Below are 22,432 nucleotides of genomic sequence, written 5' to 3' on the forward strand. Positions count from 1 at the left end.
TATTTATGAATAATTTAAATGAATTTTTAGGCGGACGTATTTTAGATTTAAAAACTTTGGAACCCGAAATCATTGAGCAATTGTTAGAGTTAGGATCAACAATCGTACCAGCCACTTTTGAAAAGCAACAAGAATTATTTTGCAGACGTTGTTTAATGAAAATTAGCAATAACAGTGCGTATTGCCGCAATTGTTTGAATATGGGTAAAATTCAAAGTACAAGTCAGTTGTTAATTAGTTCTACAAGGCTAAATTTTGGCTTTCAGGAAAGCCCAATGACATGGAGTGGTACATTAACTCAATTACAACAAAAAGTCTCTAAAGAGCTTATTGAAGCATTTTACAATCAAAGTGATCATTTGATTTGGGCGGTTACTGGAGCTGGAAAAACTGAAATGACCTTTCCATTATTGTCGGAAATCATTTTTTCGGGTAAAAGAGTCGCTTTTTGCTCTCCCAGAGTGGACGTTTGTATTGAGCTGTTTCCTAGGATCAAGTCTGCCTTTCCACAAACGACTATCGGATTATTTCACGGAAAAAGTGAACAACCATATGTGGTTACTCAAATAGTGATCGCCACGACACATCAGTTGATCCGCTTTGAAAAAGCATTCGACGTTTTGATTGTTGACGAAGTGGATTCGTATCCGTTGGCCAGTAATGTGATGTTAGAAAAAGCTATTAATAAGTCAATCAAAGAAACTGGAAATACATATTATCTTTCAGCGACGCCACCCAAGAAACTACTTGAACAGGTTAAGGCTGGACAAGTAGGTATATCTAAATTATATCAAAGATTTCATGGTCACCCTCTGCCAGAACCAAAGTGTCATTTGTTATATAAGGTTACTGACTTTTTGAGGATCAATCCTCAGATCCAATTTAAAATAAAAAAACTATTGAGTAACAACCAACGATTCATGTTATTTTTCCCCAATATTCCACAAATGAAAGATTTTGAAAAGAAGATTCGACGGCGCTTTCCGCAGTCAAAACTTGTCAGTGTTAGTTCAAAAGATCCCGATCGTTTAAAAAAAGTGCAATCATTTCGTGATAATCACGTTCAAGCTATTCTAACGACAACTATTTTGGAGCGCGGAGTCACTTTCAAGAATATAACAGTAATTGTAGTTGATGCGGATGCACAAGAATTTTCTAAAACGTCGTTGATCCAAATTGCCGGGAGAGCAGGGAGGTCTGCCGATTCGTATGATGATGAGGTTCACTTTTACTATCAAAACTATAATAAACAAATCAAAATGGCTTGTTCGGAAATAAAATACTTAAATTGGTGCGCTAAAAATGTCTGATCGTTGTTTGTATTGCGGAAATTATTTCTCATATAATTTGACGATTAAAGAAATATTCAGTTTGACATCAATACAACAGGATAATATTTGTCCGTTTTGTCGTGGTCAATTATTAAATTTGAGTGTCGATAAGGGATGCTCACGCTGTTTTAAGCCTGAAAGTAGGACAATTTGTGCGGATTGTCGTTTTTGGGAGGAGAAATATAACATTATTAATTGTCATCAGGCGTTGTTTGGGTATAATCAGTTCATACACAATTATTTTAGACAGTATAAACGGTATGGCGATATTTTATTAGCAGATCTGTTTTTAAAAGACTTACTAATTTGGAGTCAGAATCATAAATTTGATTTGGTTACATATATTCCTGCTAGTAAAGGTCATAAAGATGCACGTGGATTCGATCCAGTTTGGGAAATGTATCATAAAGTTTTTGATCTTAAACCTTTGTTGTTGAAAATTGATGCAGACAAGCCACAAGCTCAGAAAAATCGAGACGAGCGGCTGAAGACTCCGCAAACTTTCAGTTGTATTACTGATGAGGTTTACCCAAGCCAGACTAGGGTATTGATCGTAGACGATATTTATACGACCGGACGGACGATTTTACATGCGAAAACGGCTTTAAAGGCAATCGGTTTGAATGATATTTATACTTTTTCATTATCTAGATAGTGAAAACGTTGTCACATTGCCGATAGAATTATATAATTGAATAGAAGAGTTGATTAGGACTCTAATATTTCCTACTCATCGGAAGGAGAGATTTTTATGTTAACAATTAATGTACGTGGCGAAAATATCGAAGTAACTTCAGCAATGCGTGAATATGTTGAAAAAAGATTATCCAAGATGGAAAAGTATTTCAGTGATGGGAGCGCACCTATTGCTCATGTTAACTTGAAGACATACCCTTCAAAGGGAACAAAGGTTGAGGTAACAATTCCACTACCATACATCACATTGAGAGCTGAGGAAATCAATGATGATATGTATGCCGGTATTGATTTAGTAACTGACAAACTTGAGAGACAAATTAAGAAATTCAAGACACGTGTAAATCGTAAGGGACGTGAATCAGGCAGTATCAAAGACATTCCTTTAGATGACGTATCACCTGAGGACACAAAAGAAGATGAATCAGAAATTGTTAGAACAAAGCGTCTATCATTGAAGCCAATGGATGCTGAAGAAGCTGTTCTACAAATGGAAATGCTTGGACATGAATTCTTCATTTTTGAGGATGCCGAAACAAATGGTGCAAGTATTGTTTATAAACGTAATGACGGTAAATATGGTTTGATCGAAACAAACGAATAATTTTTAAAAAGTCTCTCATGATTGAGAGGCTTTTTTTGTGCACTGAAGTCAAAGTTAAATTTAGCAAATGATTTCTAAATGGTGTATCATTATTAATCTGGAAAGCTGTGTTATCATTTGAATTAAGATTAAGTTTAAAACTATAAAAAAAAATGCTACTATAAAGAATATGTTTATAACTTTTAGGAGAGATATATAAGTATGGCAAATCCATTAAGAAAATGGGTCGAAAGCGATAAAAGAGAAGTTAAAAAGATGGGCAAGATTGCCGATAAAGTCGAAAGCTTTGCTGATGCATTTAGCAAGCTTACTGACGAACAACTTCAAGCTAAGACTCCTGAATTGAAAGAAAGATTGACAAAGGGCGAAACATTGGATGATATTTTGCCAGAAGCCTTTGCCGCTGTTCGTGAAGGTGCTAAGAGAGTATTAGGCCTTTACCCATTTAGAGTACAAATTATTGGTGGTATTACTTTGCACCAAGGTAATATTGCTGAAATGAAAACTGGTGAAGGTAAAACTTTAACAGCTACATTACCAGTATACTTAAACGCCCTAGAAGGCCAAGGTGTTCACGTTGTTACAGTTAATGAATACCTTTCATCTCGTGATGCTAAAGAGATGGGTGAATTATACAAGTGGATGGGTCTAACTGTTGGTTTGAACCTTAACAGTATGGATTCTGAAGAAAAACGTGCAGCTTATAATTGTGATATTACTTATTCAACTAACAGTGAGTTAGGATTCGATTATTTGCGTGACAACATGGTTGTCTACAAGGAACAAATGGTTCAACGACCATTACATTATGCAATTGTCGATGAGGTCGACTCCATTTTGATCGATGAGGCTAGAACACCTTTGATCATTTCTGGAGCTGCTGAGAAGTCAACTGCTATGTATGTTCGTGCGGATCGTTTTGCTAAAACTTTAGCTGAAGACGATTACAAGATCGATTGGCCTACAAAGTCAATTAGTTTAACTGAAACAGGTATTAGAAAGGCTGAAGATTACTTTGGCCTTGATAATCTTTATGATATTGAAAATACTGTCTTGAATCACCATTTGGACCAAGCATTACGTGCCAACTTTATTATGAGTTTGGATATTGATTATGTGGTTCAAGAAGGCGAAGTTAAGATCGTTGATCAATTTACCGGTCGTGTTATGGATGGTCGTCGTTATTCTGATGGATTGCACCAGGCTATTGAAGCCAAAGAAGGTGTTGAAATCCAAGACGAAACCAAGACAATGGCTAATATCACTTATCAAAACTTCTTCCGTATGTATGACAAATTGTCAGGTATGACAGGTACTGCTAAGACAGAAGCTGAAGAATTTAGAGAAATCTACAACATGGAAGTTATTTCAATTCCAACAAACAAACCAGTTATTCGTGATGATAAAGATGATGTTCTTTACCCAACATTGAAGAGCAAGTTTGCAGCTGTTGTTAAAGATATTAAGGCTCGTCATGAAAAAGGCCAACCATTGTTAGTTGGTACTGTTGCGGTTGAATCTTCAGAGTATCTTTCACAATTACTTGATAAAGAAGGTATTCCTCACGCTGTCTTGAATGCTAAGAACCATGCTAAGGAAGCTGAAATCGTTATGAATGCCGGTCAACGTGGCGCTGTAACGATTGCCACTAATATGGCTGGTCGTGGTACTGATATTAAATTAGGACCTGGTGTTAAAGAAGTTGGTGGATTGGCTGTTCTTGGTACAGAACGTCATGAGTCTCGTCGTATTGATAATCAGCTTCGTGGTAGATCTGGTCGTCAGGGTGATCCTGGTGTTACACAATTCTACATGTCACTTGAAGATGATTTGATGAAACGTTTCGGTTCTGAAAGAATCAAGCGTGTTCTTAAAGCATTGAAAATCGAAGATGACGATGCCGTTATCCAAAGTCGTATGATGACAAGACAAGTTGAATCAGCTCAAAAACGTGTTGAAGGTAATAACTACGATACACGTAAGAATACTTTGCAATATGATGATGTTATGCGTGAACAACGTGAAGTTATCTATAAAGAAAGAATGGACGTTATTACTGAAGATAAGGACCTCGATAAGGTATTATTACCAATGATCGAACGTACTATCAAGGCTCAAGTTGATGTTCATACTCAAGGCAAAGAAGAGAACTGGGAATTGGATGCTATTGCTGATTTTGCTAAGTCAACATTAGTTAGTGATAAACAAATGAGTGTCGTTGACCTTCAATTGAAGACCCCTGAAGAAATCATCAAATTCTTGATGGACTTTGTTAACAAGAATTATGAAGATAAAAAGGAACAACTTGGTGATCCTGCTCAAATGCTAGAATTTGAAAAGGTCGTTATTCTAAGAGTTGTTGATGAGCACTGGACAGATCATATTGATGCAATGGATCAATTACGTCAATCAATCGGTCTACGTGGCTACGGTCAGTTGAATCCTTTAGTTGAGTATCAAGAAGAAGGTTGCCGTATGTTTGAAGAAATGGTTTCAGATATTGAATACGATGTAACTAGACTATTTATGAAGGCCGAAATTAGACAAAATATGGAAAGATAAAAAGCAGGCCTAGTGCCTGCCTTTTTTGTAAAGGTGACAAGATGGAATTTGGAGAAATAAAATCCAAAATAAACGATATCGAAGAGAAAGTATCCCAGTTCAGGGGGTCTCTTTGACCTAGATAATCTTGAAGAAAGTATTGCTGAAAATGAATCTAGAATGACAGCACCGGGTTTTTGGGATGATCATGATAAAGCACAATTGTTAATTGATGAGACTAATGACTTAAAGGATAAATTTGATAGTTTTAAGTCTATGTCTGAGAGTTTGGAAGATATTAAAATTTTGGAACAACTTTATCAAGTAGATCCTGAAGATGAACTTTTGAATCAGTTGGAAGAAGATACTGACTCTTTAGAGAAACAGTTACAGTCATATGAATTGACTATGTTGTTATCTGAACCTTATGATTCACATAATGCTATTTTAGAGATCCATCCAGGTGCTGGTGGCAAGGAATCCCAGGACTGGGGCACAATGCTTTTAAGAATGTATCAGAGATGGGCCGAACAACATGATTTTTCAGTTGAAATAGAAGATTATCAACCTGGTGATGACGCAGGGATCAAGAGTGTTTCGATGATGATCAAAGGTCGAAATGTTTACGGACTATTGCGTTCTGAACGTGGTGTACATCGTTTGGTTAGAATTTCTCCATTTGATTCAGCTGGTAGAAGGCATACGTCATTTGCTTCAGTTGATGTTATGCCGGAGTTGGATGAAAGTATAAACATAGAAATAAATGATGACGACTTGCGAGTAGATGTTTTTAGATCATCCGGAGCTGGTGGTCAACATATCAATAAGACATCATCTGCAGTCAGGATCACACATATACCAACTGGTATCGTGGTTAGTTCTCAGGCTCAGAGATCACAGTTGCAAAATCGTCAAACGGCTATGAATATGCTGAAAGCTAAATTGTTCCAAAAAGAGCAAGAAGAGCAAGCAGAACGTAATGCCAAAATAAAGGGTGAACAAATGGATATTGGATGGGGCTCACAGATTCGCTCTTATGTATTCCATCCGTATACAATGGTTAAAGATCATCGTTCCAATTATGAAACTGGTAATGGGCAAGCAGTAATGGATGGAGATTTAGACCAATTTATTTTTGCCTATCTCCAGTGGAAGTTACAAGGGGAAAGCTCAAATTAAAATGACAAAGAGAATTTTAATTGTTGATGATGAACCGTCTATTTTAGAGTTGATCGAATACAATTTACAGGATCAAGGATATGAAGTTAAGAGGGCAATAAATGGTAAGATGGCGCTAGAAATGGCTAATTCTGAACATTTTGACCTTATTTTGCTTGACCAAATGTTACCTAAATTAAGCGGTATTCGTGTTTTGAAAAAAATGCGTGCGATCGGTAATTTGACACCGGTTATTTTCTTAACGGCCGTCGATAATGAAGATAGTAAGGTCGACGGATTGATCAGTGGCGCCGATGACTACATTACAAAACCATTTAGTATTAAAGAATTGTTGGCTCGAGTCGAAGTAGTTATCAGACGAACATCTAAAGATGATGATGAAAAGAAGATAAATTTTCATCTTAATCGTGCAATGAAAAGTATTATTATTGACGATACGGAAATTTCATTGACCCGTAAAGAGTATGAATTAATGGACTTTTTATTAAAGAATACTGGGATAGTCGTATCTCGAGAACAGATTTTTGATAATGTCTGGGGTGTCAACTCCGATTCGCAATTGCGAATGGTGGATATCCAAATCAGTCATCTTCGTGATAAAATTGAAAAAGATACGAAAGATCCACAAATAATAAAAACCGTGCACGGTTTCGGTTATATTTTAGAGGTGTGATGTATGAGGGAAAAGTTAGGGCCTATCATTGCAGTAATTGTATCCATAGTGATATTTATTATCCTGTCAGCATTTGCGGATAGCACTTTGGGGAGTTCACAACATAATACCTTTTATGATGAAACTGTTTCATATAAGGAATTAAAGAAGAACCATACTGCAGCCCAAGCGGCTAAAATATCTGGTTTAACTCACGTTGATGCGGACAAGAGAAATACGGCAATGGAAAAACGAGTTTATGATTTGATGCATAAAGGTGGGCTTTCTCCTAGTCAAAATTATTTAACGGATAAGACCTTTGGTACCAGAACCATGTATTATATCAGCGACTCCAACAAAAACGTTGTAGTGAAAGAATATAACCGTTTATGGAGTCAAAATGCGTCAACTTATATCTTAGTTGCTCTGGTTTACTTTATTTTTACTAATTCAATTGTTTTGTTCTACTACAAACGCAAGCAAAAATTAAGCACAGATATCAGAAATGTTACTGAGAATCTTCGTCGAGTAAGAAAGAATAAAGATATGGCTTCAATCATCCTTTCACCTGATGATGAACTATATGATTTGGTTGAACAGACCAATGAAATCAGTATGGATATCAATGAGTTACGTGATAATGCACGTTTACGTGAGCGTCGTTTCAAGAGTTTAGTCGGACATTTGCCAATTGGTGTTATGCTATTGAATTCTCAAGGGGAAGTTTTGATGCATAACCAAGCCATGTCTGCTTTATTAGATGTGAACATTTCAAATGATATTCATCCATTTATTGAAGATGTTAAAACTTACGGATTAAGTCGTATGATCGAGCATACCTTACGTAAGAATAAGAATCACCATAAGGAATTACAATTGATCGGTAATTCGCAAAAGTATGTCGAAGCAAATGTAATTCGTTTGGTTCATTCACGAGAAGACTTTGACCAACAGATTTTAGTGTTGTTGTATGATCTGACAGAAAGTCGCAAGATGGATCGTATGCAAGTGGACTTTGTTAATAACGTCAGTCATGAGTTAAAGACACCGATCACTTCTATTTCCGGTTTTTCTGAGACACTATTAAATGGTGCTAAGGATGATCCAGAAAAACTAGATCATTTCTTGAATATCATCAATGAAGAAAGCACTCGTCTGACGGAATTGATCCAAGATATTCTTTCATTATCTAAAGTTCAAAAAGATGATGATCAAGCTGAAGCAATTGATGCTAAAAATGATATTGAAAAAATCATTGAGTATCTGTCACAGAGAATTTCCAAACATCATCTAAATGTTAAAACTGAATTTGCCGGTAACTCGGAGATAACTATCAATAAGGACAAATTCAATTTGATCGTGGGGAACTTAGTTAAGAATGCCGTTTCTTATAATAAAGAAAATGGTGATATTAAGATAAGTTTCAGTCATGATGAAATTGAGAATCGTATTCAATTTAGTGTTGAAGACTCTGGTATTGGAATCATTGAATCAGAACAAGATAGAATTTTTGAAAGGTTCTATCGAATTGATCGTTCGCGCAGTCTTGAGACTGGTGGAACTGGTTTAGGATTAGCAATTGTCAAAGAGACTTTAAACACACTTGATGGTGACATCAGAGTTGAATCCCACAAGGGATTAGGAACTAAATTTATCGTCGACATTCCATTATAAAAAAATTAAGCCATTCATTTAATTGAATGGCTTTTTTTATGTTCTCCATTATGCTTTTTATACAAAAAATATACATTCCTATATTAATATTGTTAAAGACAGAGGTGAGTATATTGAAAAAAAGACTGGTGGCTATTTTTACATTATTTTTTTCGGCAATTCTAGTATTAACGGGTTGCAAGGGGAGTAATGGCCAACAAACAATTACGGCCGTGGGTTCGTCCGCTGCACAACCGTTAGTGGAATTAGCGGGGGAAGAATTTACAAAAAATAATCCTAATGAATACATCAACGTGCAAGGTGGAGGTACCGGTACTGGATTGAGTCAAATTCAGCAAGGTGCGGTAGATATTGGTAACTCTGATCTATACGCTGAACAAAAAAAGAATATTGATGCTAAAGATCTAGTAGATCATCGCATTGCGGCAGTGGGGATGGTTCCTATTGTCAATAAAGGGGTAAAGATAGATTCTTTAACGATCAAACAGTTAAGACAAATTTTTTCTGGTCAAGTTACTAACTGGAAACAAGTTGGTGGACAAGACTTACCTATAACAATCATTAATCGTGCCAATGGTAGTGGTACTCGTTCAGCATTTGAAGATGATGTTATGAACGGAACCCCTTCAGCAAGTTCTCAAGAACAAGATTCCAGTGGTATGGTTCGTCAAATCGTATACAATACTCAAGGTTCTATTAGTTATTTAGCTATGCCATATTTGAATGACACCGTTAAATCACTTGAAGTTGGCGGAGTCAAACCAACTATGAAAAATATTGAAAATAATACTTGGAAGATTTGGTCGTATGAACATCTTTATACTAAGGGACAACCTAAAGGTATGACGAAGCGTTTCTTGGACTACATTATGACCAATCATGTACAGAATAAAGTCGTTAAAGCTTTGGGATATGTACCAATTAAGAATATGCAGTATCAAAAAGATTATAAGGGTAATGTAACCCCAGTTCCAAAGGAGGGAGATTAAATTGAAAGATCCAATTAGAGAAAGTTTAACTAAAAAGTCTGTCTCTGCAAAACGTGAAACTAAAGGTAAAATCATTTCATTTAGTTTTACAGCTGTAATCGTTATTTTAGTGGTTACAATTATTGGTTTCGTAGCATCGAGAGGTCTAGTGATCTTCTTTAAGGATGGCGTTAATCCCATTGACTTCTTGACGCATTCAGTTTGGGCTCCCGATAAATTAGATAGTGCCGGGCATCCGATTGTTGGTGCTGCACCGATGATCGTCGGTTCATTCGCGGTTACTTTGATTGCAGCGTTGATCGGAACACCGTTTGCGATTGCTGCAGCAATTTTTATGACTGAAATTTCACCTAAATTAGGTCGTAAGATCTTACAACCAGTAATTGAATTATTAGTTGGTATTCCTTCAGTTGTTTATGGATTTATCGGACTAACAATTGTTGTACCATTTGTCAGAAGTATCGCTGGCGGCAGTGGCTTTGGTATTTTGGCGGGATCATTTGTTTTATTTGTTATGATCTTACCAACAATTACGTCTATGTCAGTTGATGCGTTAAAAGCCGTTCCAGAATATTATCGTGAAGCTTCATTAGCTTTAGGAGCAACACGCTGGCAAACAATTCATAAGGTTATTTTAAGAGCCGCTTCGCCAGGATTATTAACGGCAGTTGTTTTTGGTATGTCACGTGCTTTTGGTGAAGCATTGGCCGTACAAATGGTTATTGGTAACGCTATGCTCTTGCCACAAAACTTAGTATCACCATCATCTACTCTAACGTCTGTATTAACGATGAATATGGGTAATACGATCATGGGTTCAACACCAAATGATGCGCTCTGGTCACTAGCATTACTATTGTTGCTTATGTCACTGTTATTCAACTTCGTAATAAGATTGATTGCTAAGCGAGGTGAGTTCTAGTGTTTAATGAAAAAGTTAAAGATAAAATTGCGACAAGCGTCATCTATATTATGTCTGGGATCATTGTTTTGATCCTAGCTGGATTGTTAATTTATATTTTGGGAAGTGGCCTTCGTTATGTTAACTGGCACTTTCTAACATCAGGATCAAAAGCCTTTCAAGCTGGAAGCGGGATTGGTATTCAGCTATTCAATTCGTTTTTCTTATTGATCCTTTCAATGATCATCTCGATTCCTATCGCTATATCAGCAGGTATCTTCTTGTCAGAATATGCTGGTAAAAATAAGTTAGTTGAACTTATTAGGATCTCAATTGAAGTTTTGAGTTCATTGCCATCGATCGTTGTTGGTTTATTTGGATTCTTGATCTTTGTTATTAGTTTTAAGTTTGGATTCTCAATTATTTCTGGTGCATTGACACTTACTGTCTTTAATTTACCAATTTTGACGAGAAATGTTGAAGACTCTTTGAAATCTGTACCTCAATCACAACGTGAAGCTGGCTTGGCCTTAGGATTATCAAAATGGGAAACAGTTATTCACGTTATTATTCCTGATGGTTTGCCTGGTATTATTACTGGGATGATCATTGGTGCTGGTAGAGTTTTCGGTGAAGCCGCTGCTTTGATCTATACAGCTGGTCAAAGTGCTCCGCCATTAGATTTTACAAATTGGAATATTTTCAGTATCACAAGTCCTTTGAATCTTATGCGTCCTGCTGAAACATTGGCAGTTCATATTTGGAAAGTTAACTCAGAAGGTTTAATCCCTGATGCAGTCCAAGTTTCTGCTGGTGCATCAGCTGTTTTGATCATTGCTGTTTTGATTTTTAACCTGCTATCAAGATACATTGGTAATTTAGTTTATAAGAGAATGACGGGGAAATAACTTATGGCTGATGAACAAGAACAATACATTTATCATTTAGATGAACAAGAACATGAAATTGCTATGGAAACAAAAAATCTACAAGTTTTCTATGGTCAAAAAGAAGCCATGCATAAAGCTTCATTACAATTTGAACGTTACAAGATCACTTCTCTTATCGGTGCGTCTGGATCTGGCAAGTCAACTTTCTTGCGTTCTTTAAATCGAATGAACGACAATGTTCCTGGGGCCAGTGTTAAGGGGCAAATTATGTATCGCGGACTGGATATCAATAAGAATGATGTTGATATTTACGAAACTAGAAAGCATATTGGAATGGTTTTCCAACGTCCAAATCCTTTCTCCAAATCAATCTATGACAACATAACTTTTGCACTAAAACGTCACGGTCTGCACGACAAAGATAAATTAGATGAGATCGTTGAAACAACACTCAAGCAAGCATCATTATGGGAACAAGTCAAGGATGATTTGAATAAAAGTGCCTTGGCGCTATCAGGTGGACAACAACAACGTCTCTGTATCGCCCGTGCTATCGCAATGAAGCCGGATATTTTATTAATGGACGAACCGGCTAGTGCGCTGGACCCTATTTCTACTTCTAACGTAGAAGAAACTATGCTAAGTTTAAAAGACAGTTTTACTATTATTATTGTTACTCATAATATGCAGCAAGCTGCCAGAATTAGTGATTATACAGCCTTCTTCCACATGGGACATGCGGTAGAATTTAATGAAACAAGAAAAATCTTTACACGTCCAAAAATTAAGACCACTGAAGATTATGTTTCTGGACATTTTGGATAGGAGAAAAACTTTGGCTGAAAAGAAAAAAATTTTGACATCATCAGATGTTCATTTGTTTTATGGTAAAAAAGAGGCCTTAAAGGGAATTAACCTTGATTTCAATGAACATGAGATCACGGCCTTAATTGGACCATCAGGTTGTGGTAAGTCAACATATCTACGTTGTCTAAACCGAATGAACGATCTGATCCCGAGTGTAACTATCACAGGAACTATTTGTTTAAATGGCAAAAATATTTACGCACCAAACGTTGATACGGTAGAATTAAGGAAACAGGTGGGAATGGTTTTCCAACAACCTAATCCATTTCCATTTTCCGTATATGATAATGTTATTTATGGTTTGAGATTGGCTGGAGTCAAGGATAAGTCAGTTCTTGATGAAGCCGTAGAAACAAGTTTGCAAAAAGCGGCTGTCTGGGATGATGTAAAAGACAAGTTGCATCAGAGTGCTTTGTCATTATCAGGTGGACAACAACAGAGAGTTTGTATCGCTAGAGTTCTAGCAGTTAAACCTGATATCATTTTGCTAGATGAGCCAACTTCAGCCCTAGATCCAATTTCTTCCGCAAAAGTCGAAAATACTTTACTTGAATTGCGTGATGATTATACAATTATTACCGTAACTCATAATATGCAACAGGCTTCAAGGATCTCCGATCAAACGGCATTCTTCTTGAATGGAGAATTGATTGAATCAGACAAAACAAAAAACATTTTCTTGAATCCACAACAAAAACAAACAGAAGATTATATTTCCGGAAAATTCGGATAGGGGGCAAAATTCATGCGTAGTACGTTCGAGGAAGAACTCAGTAATTTACATTTAAGATTCTCAGAGATGGGAATGATGGCCAGTGAGGCTATTATGAAATCCGTTAAGGGATACATTGATCACGATAAAGAATTGGCAAAGGATGTACTTTTAAAAGACCATTTCATCAACGTTAGAGAAATGGATCTAGAAAAAGATTCCTTTGAAATGATAGCTCTACAACAACCAGTTACATCTGATTTAAGAATGATCGTGACGGTTTTAAAAGCTAGTTCAGATTTGGAAAGAATCGGGGATCATGCAGTAAGTATTGCACAAGAGACTATCCGTGTTAAGGGTGAGCATAGAATCCCAGAAATTGAAAAATTGATTGCTGAGATGGGTGAATTAAGTACAAGTATCGTTGAAGATTCACTTGAAGCTTACCTAAAAAAAGATGAAGATCTAGCTCGTGAAGTTTCACATCGTGATATTAAAATCGATGAAAAGAGTCGTGCTATCAGTAAATTGTGTATTGAAGATATGCAAAAGAAGTCCGACAATGTATTGAGCGGTACATCTTACATGTTGGTTGCCAGTTATCTCGAGCGTGTCGGTGATTATGCAACTAATATCTGTGAGTGGGTCGTTTACTTAAATAGTGGCCACGTAGTGGAACTTAATAATAAGAGATCCAATAAAAAGATGTAGTTTGAATTTTACACAACTATGTTGTATATTTTGGAAACAAGTTGAGGTGAAATTTATTGAAGGAAAGAATTACTAGATCAAGTGATGATCGCTTTCTTGCTGGTGTATGCGGTGGTATTGGTGAACATTTTGGAATTGATTCCACTTGGATCAGATTGGGATTTATTTTTATAACACCATTCAGTTATTTCTTATCAATACTTGTTTACATAGCCTGTGTCTTCTTGATGCCTGAGAAGCGCAATGTGCAAGAAACAAGCTATCATAGACGTCACCATAGAAGAGATTCGACTAAGGAGTTGAACAAAAACAAAAAATGAAATTATTAATTAAAGTGGCCATTCATACGCTGTTATTTCTAGCGATAGCGCGTCTATTACCAAACATGTTCAGAGTTGATAGTTTAGCAACGGCAATTTTAGCTAGTTTTGTTTTAGTTTTGTTAAACTGGACTGTCAAACCGATCCTACATGTTATTTCATTCCCAATAACGTTTATAACGTTTGGGTTGTTCTCTTTTGTGATCAGTGCAATCACGTTGGAGTTAACTTCAGCTATCTTGGGTTCGAATAGTTTTTACTTTAGTAGTTTCGGAGCTGCCTTATTGGTAGCCGTAATTCTAGCCATTTGTAATTCAATTATAAATAGCTATACCATGAACAATTTTCAAAGACGCGTCTAAGACGCGTTTTTTTAATATCAATAAAATGATAGAATTAAAAAAAAGATGATTTGTGAGGGTTGATTATGTCAAGTTTTGTTACAGTAGCTGATTTAGTTAAGGATAATGAATTAAAAGTTTATAGTGGTGAGGAGCTTTTAAGTACAAAGAAGATCACAACTAGTGATATTTCTCGTCCCGGGATCGAGTTAACAGGTTATTTTGATTACTACCCAAGTGAAAGAATTCAACTGATCGGACAAACTGAGTCAGCGTATTCAGTTTCGATGACTGCTAATAATCGCTATAAGGTCATGTTAGAAATCTGTCGTGAAGATACACCGGTTTTATTGATTTCACGTGCTATCCAACCAAGCGATGAATTGTTGAAAGCAGCTGAAGAACACAAAGTTCCAGTTATTGGATCTGAATTACCAACGACAAGACTTTCAAGTATGATTACAGAATATTTGGATCGTCGTTTAGCACCAAGAGAGTCAATTCATGGTGTTTTTGTTGATGTATACGGAATTGGTATTCTGTTAACTGGACACTCTCGTATTGGTAAAAGTGAGACTGCTTTGGAATTAGTTAAACGTGGACACCGTTTGATTGCTGATGATCGTGTTGATGTTTACCAACAAGATGAGAAGACTATTGTTGGTGAAGCGCCTAAGATCTTAAATCATTTACTAGAAATTCGTGGAATTGGTATCATTGATGTTATGAATCTCTTTGGTGCCGGTGCTGTTCGTTCATCGAGTGATATTCAGCTGATTATTAATTTGGAGAATTGGTCACCTGACAAGAACTATGATCGAATCGGTTCGATGGAAGATAAACGTGAGATTTTTGATGTTAAAGTTCCACAGATCACGGTGCCTGTAAAAGTTGGTCGTAATATTTCAATTATTATTGAAGTTGCGGCTATGAACTATCGTGCTAAAAAAATGGGATACGATGCAACTAAGAAATTTGAAGAGAATTTAGGGGCTTTGATTCAAGATAATACAAATAAGGAAGAAAAATAATGCTTAATTTATTAGCTTTGAATCCGATTGCTTTTAATCTTGGCGGATTGCAGATTCACTGGTATGGATTGATAATCGCTATAGGAGCTCTGGTTGGTGTCGTTATGGCCATATCTGAAGCTAAGAGACGTGATGTTGATCCGGAAAATATCTTGGATCTAGTTTTGTACGGTGTACCGATCGGGTTGATCGGTGCTAGGATTTACTACGTTATTTTTGAATTACCATTTTACATGGCTAATCCAGGTGAGATCATTAAGATCTGGCACGGTGGTATCGCCATTTATGGTGGCTTGATTGCAGCTTTTATTGTTTTGATCGTATTATGCAAGAAAAGAAATATTTCAATTTGGACGATGTTAGATATTGCTGCGCCCTCAGTTTTGTTAGGACAGATTGTCGGTCGCTGGGGTAATTTTATGAATCAAGAAGCATTTGGTGGTAAAACTACTTTAAGCTTTCTACAATCGTTACATTTACCAGATTTTATCGTGCAACAAATGTATATTAATGGTGCTTATCGTCAACCTACATTTTTGTATGAATCTAGTTGGAATTTGATTGGATTGATCATTATCTTGGCATTACGTCATCGTAAACAGTTCTTTAAACGCGGGGAAGTATTTTTAGCTTACCTAGTTTGGTATCCTTTAGGCAGATTTTTCGTTGAAGGTATGAGAACTGATAGTTTGTATATTTTACCGGGTATCAGGGTCTCGCAGGCATTATCTTTGATTTTGTTAGCCGTTGCGGTTATCCTAATCATCTATCGACGTAAGAAATATCAGGAACCTTGGTATCAAGACGTTTGAGCAAGTTAATAGCAATTTAAAATTAAAATGGTAATATTTGATAGGTATTTATGAGGAGGTAAACTGATGAAAACATATGATGTTGTTGTAATTGGAGCAGGTCCTGGTGGATTGACCGCCGCACTTTATGCTTCACGTGCAAACTTGTCAGTAATGATTTTAGACCGTGGTATTTACGGTGGACAAATGAATAATACTGCGGAGATCGAAAACTATCCTGGTTTCGATTCAATCCTGGGACCAGATTTGAGTGAAAAGATGTATAATTCATCAACTCGTTTTGGAGCCGATTTTGGTTATGGAACAGTTGAATCAGTTGAGGATAAAGGTAACGTTAAAGTTATCCACACTGATGATGGTGATTATGAAACTAAAGTTGTTATTATCGCAACTGGTTCACAATATAAGAAAATTGGTGTTCCTGGTGAAAATGAATTATCAGGACGCGGAGTTTCATACTGTGCTGTATGTGATGGTGCTTTCTTCAAGGATCAAGATGTAGCAGTTATTGGTGGTGGAGATTCAGCCGTCGAGGAGGGTGTTTACCTAACTCAAATGGCTAAATCAGTAACAATTATTCACCGTCGTGATCAATTGCGTGCTCAAAAAGTTCTTCAAGATCGTGCCTTCAAGAATGATAAAATCAAGTTCGTTTGGAATGCTGATGTTAAAGAAATTACCAGCGAAAACGATAAAGTTTCAGGCGTTAAGTATGTAGATAAAGAAACCGGCGAAGAGCATGTTGTTCCTGCCAAGGGTGCATTTATCTATGTTGGTATTCAACCAATGACAGAACCATTCGAAAGCTTAGGCGTTTTGGATAGTGAAGGTTGGATCGATACAAATGAAAATATGGAAACAAACATTGCCGGTGTTTATGCAGTTGGGGATGTTCGCAAGAAGAGTCTTCGTCAAGTGGCTATTGCCGTTGGTGAAGGTGGAATTGCTGGACAGGAAGCTTTCAACTACATTCAAAAATTAGGTGATAAGGTTTCTGCTAAATAGTTAATAAATCAAAATCGTATTGCTTAAGTGCAATGCGATTTTTTTGTATAGATGATGCTCAAAACCTAAGCGTTGATTTACGTGCTCTATTGAAATGCATTTACAATAAGCAAATCTCTGTGCTTACTACGCTTAATAATCGCACCAATTTTATTGGCACAATTCTTAAGCTAGGTAGTGCTCGAGAAAAGACCGCTTATTGACATGCTCTATTGAAACGCACTTACAATCAACAGACTTCTGTGCTTACTACGACTAATAACCGCACCAACTTCGTTGGCACAATTCTTAGTCTAGGTAATGCTCAAAGTCTAAACGTTGATTGACGTGCTCTGATTTTAAGTAATATTTAATTTTTTATTGTTAAACTTTAGTAAATCAGTTTTTAATAGTTCTATGAGATTGCTATAATAGGAAAATGTAAGGTCTTACAAATTAGGAGGACGAATTAATGTCTTGGCAAGAAATAATGCAAAATTGGCTTGATTATAAAGAGCTTGATCCTGAACTAAAACAACAATTATTGAAATTAAAAGAAAATACAGATTCTGCACAGGAAGCATTCTATGCACCTATGGAATTTGGTACTGCTGGTATGCGTGGATTGATCGGACCTGGTATCAATCGTATGAACATTTATACGGTTAGACAAGCTGCTGAAGGTTTGGCCGCTTTTATGGATACGTTGGATGATGAAACTAAAAAGCGTGGAGTTGCTATCAGCTATGATTCACGTTACTATTCACAAGAATTTGCTTTTGAATCGGCTAAGGTATTAGGCGCACACGGAATTCATAGTTACGTCTTTGACTCATTACGCCCTACACCTGAATTGTCATTTGCAGTTAGAACTTTGCATACTTATGCGGGTATTATGATCACTGCTAGTCACAATCCTAAGGAATACAATGGATTTAAGATTTATGGTCCAGATGGTGGTCAAATGCCCCCAGTTGAATCGGATAACATTACTAAATTCGTTCGTAAAGTTAGTGATTTATTTGCTATCGAAACAAAGACTATCATTGAATTACGTGATGAAAAACTTATGAGTTTGATTGGTGAAGATGTTGATTTAGATTACTTAGATAAGCTTGATACAGTCGTTGTTAATCACAAGTTGATCGAAGAAGTTAGTAATAAGATGAAGTTTGTCTATACACCACTTCATGGAACAGGTAAGATGATTGCTCCAAGAATTTTTCAAAAATTAGGTTTCCAAAATTTCACCATGGTAACAGAACAAGCTATTCTTGATCCTGAATTTCCAACTACACCTGCACCTAATCCCGAATTTGCTCAAACATTTGATTTGGCAATTGAAAAAGGTAAAAAAATCGGTGCTAATATCTTGATTGCAACAGACCCTGATGCTGATCGTCTAGGAGCCGCTGTTCGTCAACCTGATGGTTCATATAAATTAATGACTGGTAATCAAATTGCTTCTGTTCTACTCAATTATTTATTGAGTGCTAAAAAAGAACTTGGCACTTTGCCAGCAAATGGAGCAGTTGCCAAATCAATTGTTTCTTCTGAATTGGCAACAAAAATCGCTGAAAAATACGATGTTAAAATGTTTGATGTCTTAACTGGTTTCAAATATATTGCCGAAAAAATCGAAGAATTTGAAGAAACCGGCAGTTATGAATTCCTATTCGGATTTGAAGAGAGTTATGGGTATCTGGTTAAACCATTTGTTCGTGATAAAGATGCTATGCAATCAACTATTTTATTAGCTGAAGCTGCTGCGTATTACGAAGCAAAAGGTAAGACGATTTATGATGCCTTAGAAGATTTGTATCAAGAATTTGGATACTATCGTGAAAAGACAGTATCTAAGACCTTTGCCGGAATCTCTGGTAAAGAACAAATGAAACAAATCATGGAGAAATTCCATGAAGAAGGTATTAAAGAAGTTAATGGCGTCAAAGTCATTGAATCAATCGACTATTTGAAAGATACCGATACAACTGCTGAAGGTACTAAAGAAACAGGTTTGCCTAAGGCTGATGCTATGAAATTTATCTTGGAAGATAACACTTGGATCGCAATTCGTCCTTCTGGTACCGAACCTAAGATGAAGTTCTATGTTGGTATTACTAGTGATAGTGATGACCACGCTGCAGAAAAGCTTGCAGACTTTGCTAAAGTTATTGAGAGCTGGGAATAAACTAAAGAGAGTGTCATTTTGAGATGACACTCTCTTTTTATGTTGTTATTTAATGATATTTTGATAAATATTGTTATATAATGTGTGTTATGAAATGAGGGAGCATTATGAATCAGACTAAGAAAAACAGGATAACAGGGTTATTTATGCTGTTTATATTTGGAATTTCCTTAATTGGTAATTTCGCAAATGTTAATAATACACATGCAGATGCCGTCAGTGATGGTGATGGTTGGAAAACGCCAACTATAAGTATCAAAGATGGTAGTGGTAAGGAAGATATAACTAATATTCCTAATTTAGCTGGTTATACATCTCTTTCAGCCAATTTTGATTGGGATATACCGGATGATGCAACCATTACTGATGGGGAGACGCTTAATTTTAAGGTACCTGATAATGTACAACTTAATTTCGATAAAAATGGATCAGATCAAGTTATGAATTTAGCTTTTGGTACAGCAGTCATTCCATATGGTACAAGAGAGGGAACTTTTACTTTTAGCGATTACTTTACGCTTCCTGCTCATAACACTAATAGAACAATACATTTGGAATTTGCAGGAAAAGGACTTAATCCTTCTGGAGGAGACCCTGATCCAGACCCTGGAGACAAAGCGTTTATGGTTAAGACCGGATGGAGCAACGGCGATGATAAGACAATCCCTACCAAGTTAACTTGGCAAACGGTTTTAAATCAAAACGTAAAAACTGTTTCTGGTTTAGTTGTAGACGATACTATGGGTGAAGGTCAAAAATTCGATCCAAGTAGTTTAACTATTAAAGATAGCAAAGGTAATGATATTCAGGGCGTAAGTATTGATCAAACTGATGATAGTCTTACCTTAAACTTTACTAAACCAATAACTGACAAGATAGATATTATATATAATACAGATATAACTTCAACCGTTCATTTCAATGATATTTATAGATGGTCAAATTATATAGAGAGTAGTTATACGGGAATAAGTGAAGAAACTGGAGGAGAGCCTGTTACAGTACCTGATGGGCCAATAAAAAATTATACTCCGACAGCAATTGTAAATTGGGGCAATAGTGGAGGAGGGTCCGGTTACAATGGTTCAGTAGTTTTAAAAAAGGTGGACTCCGCTACAAATAAACCTTTACAAGGGGCTGTGTTTGATCTGGTTAAAAGTGACGGATCAACGGTAAATGATGCTGATGGTAATCCTAAGTATCAAGACTTGATCACCAATAGTGATGGTCAAATTGATGTTTCTAACCTTCGTGCAGATAATTACAAATTTATTGAAGTTAAGGCTCCCACTAACTATTTGTTAAGTTCTGATGAAGCAGATAAGGAATACGCATTTCAAATTACGACTGATCAACAACTTCCGGTTGAATTTGATGTTTCTAATCAAAGAGATCCTTCGACAATCAAAGGAAATGTGACATTGAATAAAAAAGCCTCCGACACAGGTAAGGCTTTAGCAGGTGCAGTATTTGATTTGCAAAAATCCGATGGTACTGAAGTTGACAAAGGATTAACGACTAATGATGACGGCCAAATAAATTATAATGGTTTACCAGCCGGAGACTATCAGTTTGTAGAAACCACAGCTCCTGCCGGATACGATATAAATAAAGCAAAATTAGGATTCACTATTTCAGAAAATAATACTGATGAAAAGGTATCAATGGTCGATAATAAGACTACTAATACAAGTGTTCCAGATAAAACTGATACTGGTACAGCAGTGTTGACAAAAACTGATGCTAAAACTAAAGCTAGTCTTCAAGGTGCAACATTCAATTTGGTAGATGCCAATGGGGATGTTAAGAAATCCGGTTTAACAACAGATTCCAATGGTAAAATCACTGTTGATAATCTTAAAACCGGTAAATATCAATTTGTAGAAACAACTGCTCCCAAAAATTACGTGTTGAATAAAGATCCAATTGACTTTAGTGTGAAGGCCAATGATGTGACTGATGTTTCGGCAGTCAATAATAAAGAAGACGATGTAACGGTTCCAGTTGATCCAAGTGATCCTGATAACCCAACGAATACCCCCGATCCAGTAGATCCAGTGGACCCCGAAACTCCGACTAATCCTGAAATTCCTAGTACACCTGATTTAACAACTAAACCGGGAACGGGTAATACATTGAATCCAAGTACGCCAATATTGACGCAACCTGCAACAAATTCAAATGTTAAAAATAACTCTGATGATATTAACCAAGCAAAATTACCACAAACAAGTTCGATTAGAACAACGTTTGCAACAGTAACTGGTTTCCTATTGCTTTTGCTAGTTGCCTTGGAAATATTTACAGATTATCGTAGATCTTAAAAAAAGTATCGTCTGAATAAACAGATGATGCTTTTTCTTATACACTTTTAAGCGTTAATAGTTTATAATGCGATATAAGAAATATTATTAAGGGGAGGTACTACTATGGAACAAGCGTTAGAACATAAATCAGCAGATGTAGTATTTATTTTATCAATTGCATTGGTAATTCTTATTTCATGGGCTTTGATTAATTTTGGAGCACCAAAGGCAACCTTTGCCTTGTTGTTCAATGTGATTGATTTGATTCTTGTTGCTATTTTGGTTGGCTTTGGAATCAAGTTTAATCGAAACTAGCCGCCTACAGTTCAATAAATTATATATGTATTTTAAAGATCTTCTGTATTCCTATGGAATCGGAAGACTTTTTTGTTCAGTAAATTGTGATATTTAATTTAGATATGTTTTGAAATCATATTTATACAAACAAATTAGTCGTAGAAAGTGAGAAGTGGACCAACTGTGGAAATTCCGTTAGAACGGCGTAGCCGTGCTTACGGAATGGACGTATTTTGAGATTTGCGATAGCAAAGCTCAAAATCGAGCCTTCAGACCTTGACTGAAGGCGTTCCCAAAGCAGGTCCATTTCTCACTTTCGGAGACGCTCCAGATATAAAACATTTTATTTTTTGTGGTGAGTGGTTACTTACGTGAGTTACAATAAACTATATATTAATTTTGA

Annotated in this window: 21 protein-coding genes; all 21 read left to right on the forward strand. The window is 36.3% G+C overall.

Annotated elements, in window-relative coordinates:
* Positions 1-5 precede the first annotated feature (5 nt).
* The 21 genes from EKM60_RS06750 (at position 6) to EKM60_RS06850 (ending at position 22,047) form a co-directional block, all read left to right on the forward strand.
* A complete protein-coding gene (locus EKM60_RS06750; protein ID WP_164508347.1) occupies positions 6-1,310 on the forward strand; it encodes a DEAD/DEAH box helicase in 1,305 nt (434 codons plus the stop codon).
* 352 nt (positions 1,311-1,662) lie between these two features.
* Positions 1,663-1,986 carry a ComF family protein gene (locus EKM60_RS11215; protein WP_225427018.1) on the forward strand — a complete coding sequence of 108 codons (324 nt, stop codon included), beginning with the start codon at positions 1,663-1,665 and terminating at the stop codon, positions 1,984-1,986.
* Between the two features lie 96 nt (positions 1,987-2,082).
* Positions 2,083-2,631 carry a ribosome hibernation-promoting factor, HPF/YfiA family gene (gene hpf / locus EKM60_RS06760; RefSeq protein WP_125713761.1) on the forward strand — a complete coding sequence of 183 codons (549 nt, stop codon included), beginning with the start codon at positions 2,083-2,085 and terminating at the stop codon, positions 2,629-2,631.
* Between the two features lie 201 nt (positions 2,632-2,832).
* A complete protein-coding gene (gene secA / locus EKM60_RS06765) occupies positions 2,833-5,193 on the forward strand; it encodes a preprotein translocase subunit SecA (RefSeq protein WP_125713763.1) in 2,361 nt (786 codons plus the stop codon).
* A gap of 41 nt (positions 5,194-5,234) precedes the next feature.
* Positions 5,235-6,351 (forward strand): peptide chain release factor 2 gene (gene prfB / locus EKM60_RS06770; protein ID WP_125713765.1). Its coding sequence is split into 2 segments (ribosomal slippage): positions 5,235-5,306 and positions 5,308-6,351, totalling 1,116 coding nucleotides; the frame shifts between segments, so codons are not numbered across the junction.
* Between the two features lies 1 nt (position 6,352).
* Positions 6,353-7,024, forward strand: a complete 672-nt coding sequence (locus EKM60_RS06775) for a response regulator transcription factor (RefSeq protein WP_125713767.1) — start codon at positions 6,353-6,355, stop codon at positions 7,022-7,024.
* 3 nt (positions 7,025-7,027) lie between these two features.
* Positions 7,028-8,677 carry a sensor histidine kinase gene (locus tag EKM60_RS06780; RefSeq protein WP_125713769.1) on the forward strand — a complete coding sequence of 550 codons (1,650 nt, stop codon included), beginning with the start codon at positions 7,028-7,030 and terminating at the stop codon, positions 8,675-8,677.
* A 113-nt stretch (positions 8,678-8,790) separates the two neighbouring features.
* Complete coding sequence (locus EKM60_RS06785) at positions 8,791-9,666, forward strand: phosphate ABC transporter substrate-binding protein PstS family protein (protein WP_225427019.1); 876 nt, start codon at positions 8,791-8,793, stop codon at positions 9,664-9,666.
* A gap of 1 nt (position 9,667) precedes the next feature.
* A complete protein-coding gene (pstC, locus tag EKM60_RS06790; protein WP_125677489.1) occupies positions 9,668-10,588 on the forward strand; it encodes a phosphate ABC transporter permease subunit PstC in 921 nt (306 codons plus the stop codon).
* On the forward strand, positions 10,588-11,475 hold the full coding sequence (pstA, locus tag EKM60_RS06795; protein WP_125713773.1) for a phosphate ABC transporter permease PstA: 888 nt from the start codon (positions 10,588-10,590) through the stop codon (positions 11,473-11,475). The genes pstC and pstA overlap by 1 nt, the downstream gene beginning before the upstream one ends.
* A gap of 3 nt (positions 11,476-11,478) precedes the next feature.
* Complete coding sequence (gene pstB / locus EKM60_RS06800) at positions 11,479-12,282, forward strand: phosphate ABC transporter ATP-binding protein PstB (RefSeq protein WP_125713775.1); 804 nt, start codon at positions 11,479-11,481, stop codon at positions 12,280-12,282.
* Positions 12,260-13,057, forward strand: coding sequence for a phosphate ABC transporter ATP-binding protein PstB (pstB, locus tag EKM60_RS06805; protein ID WP_164508349.1), 798 nt, complete (start codon positions 12,260-12,262; stop codon positions 13,055-13,057). The genes pstB (EKM60_RS06800) and pstB (EKM60_RS06805) overlap by 23 nt, the downstream gene beginning before the upstream one ends.
* Positions 13,058-13,069: 12 nt before the next feature.
* Positions 13,070-13,747 (forward strand): phosphate signaling complex protein PhoU, encoded by a 678-nt coding sequence (phoU, locus tag EKM60_RS06810; protein ID WP_125713779.1) that lies wholly within the window; start codon positions 13,070-13,072, stop codon positions 13,745-13,747.
* A gap of 56 nt (positions 13,748-13,803) precedes the next feature.
* Positions 13,804-14,067, forward strand: a complete 264-nt coding sequence (locus EKM60_RS06815) for a PspC domain-containing protein (RefSeq protein ID WP_125713781.1) — start codon at positions 13,804-13,806, stop codon at positions 14,065-14,067.
* Entirely contained in the window at positions 14,064-14,429 is a 366-nt protein-coding gene (locus EKM60_RS06820) for a phage holin family protein (protein WP_125713783.1), read from the forward strand. Before EKM60_RS06815 ends, EKM60_RS06820 begins: the two co-directional genes overlap by 4 nt.
* Positions 14,430-14,494: 65 nt before the next feature.
* Positions 14,495-15,439 carry an HPr(Ser) kinase/phosphatase gene (gene hprK / locus EKM60_RS06825; protein ID WP_125713785.1) on the forward strand — a complete coding sequence of 315 codons (945 nt, stop codon included), beginning with the start codon at positions 14,495-14,497 and terminating at the stop codon, positions 15,437-15,439.
* Positions 15,439-16,251 (forward strand): prolipoprotein diacylglyceryl transferase, encoded by an 813-nt coding sequence (gene lgt / locus EKM60_RS06830; RefSeq protein WP_125713788.1) that lies wholly within the window; start codon positions 15,439-15,441, stop codon positions 16,249-16,251. Before hprK ends, lgt begins: the two co-directional genes overlap by 1 nt.
* A 63-nt stretch (positions 16,252-16,314) precedes the next feature.
* The gene (gene trxB / locus EKM60_RS06835; protein ID WP_164508350.1) at positions 16,315-17,256 is read left to right on the forward strand and encodes a thioredoxin-disulfide reductase; all 942 of its coding nucleotides are present in this window, start codon (positions 16,315-16,317) and stop codon (positions 17,254-17,256) included.
* 451 nt (positions 17,257-17,707) lie between these two features.
* Positions 17,708-19,426, forward strand: coding sequence for a phospho-sugar mutase (locus tag EKM60_RS06840; RefSeq protein ID WP_125713792.1), 1,719 nt, complete (start codon positions 17,708-17,710; stop codon positions 19,424-19,426).
* Positions 19,427-19,533: 107 nt separating this feature from the next.
* Positions 19,534-21,750 (forward strand): SpaA isopeptide-forming pilin-related protein, encoded by a 2,217-nt coding sequence (locus EKM60_RS06845; protein WP_125713794.1) that lies wholly within the window; start codon positions 19,534-19,536, stop codon positions 21,748-21,750.
* A gap of 105 nt (positions 21,751-21,855) precedes the next feature.
* Positions 21,856-22,047 (forward strand): hypothetical protein, encoded by a 192-nt coding sequence (locus EKM60_RS06850; protein ID WP_125713796.1) that lies wholly within the window; start codon positions 21,856-21,858, stop codon positions 22,045-22,047.
* Positions 22,048-22,432: the final 385 nt, after the last annotated feature.

Origin of the sequence: Companilactobacillus kedongensis, from assembly GCF_003946625.1 — a bacterium.
Lineage (GTDB): Bacteria > Bacillota > Bacilli > Lactobacillales > Lactobacillaceae > Companilactobacillus > Companilactobacillus kedongensis.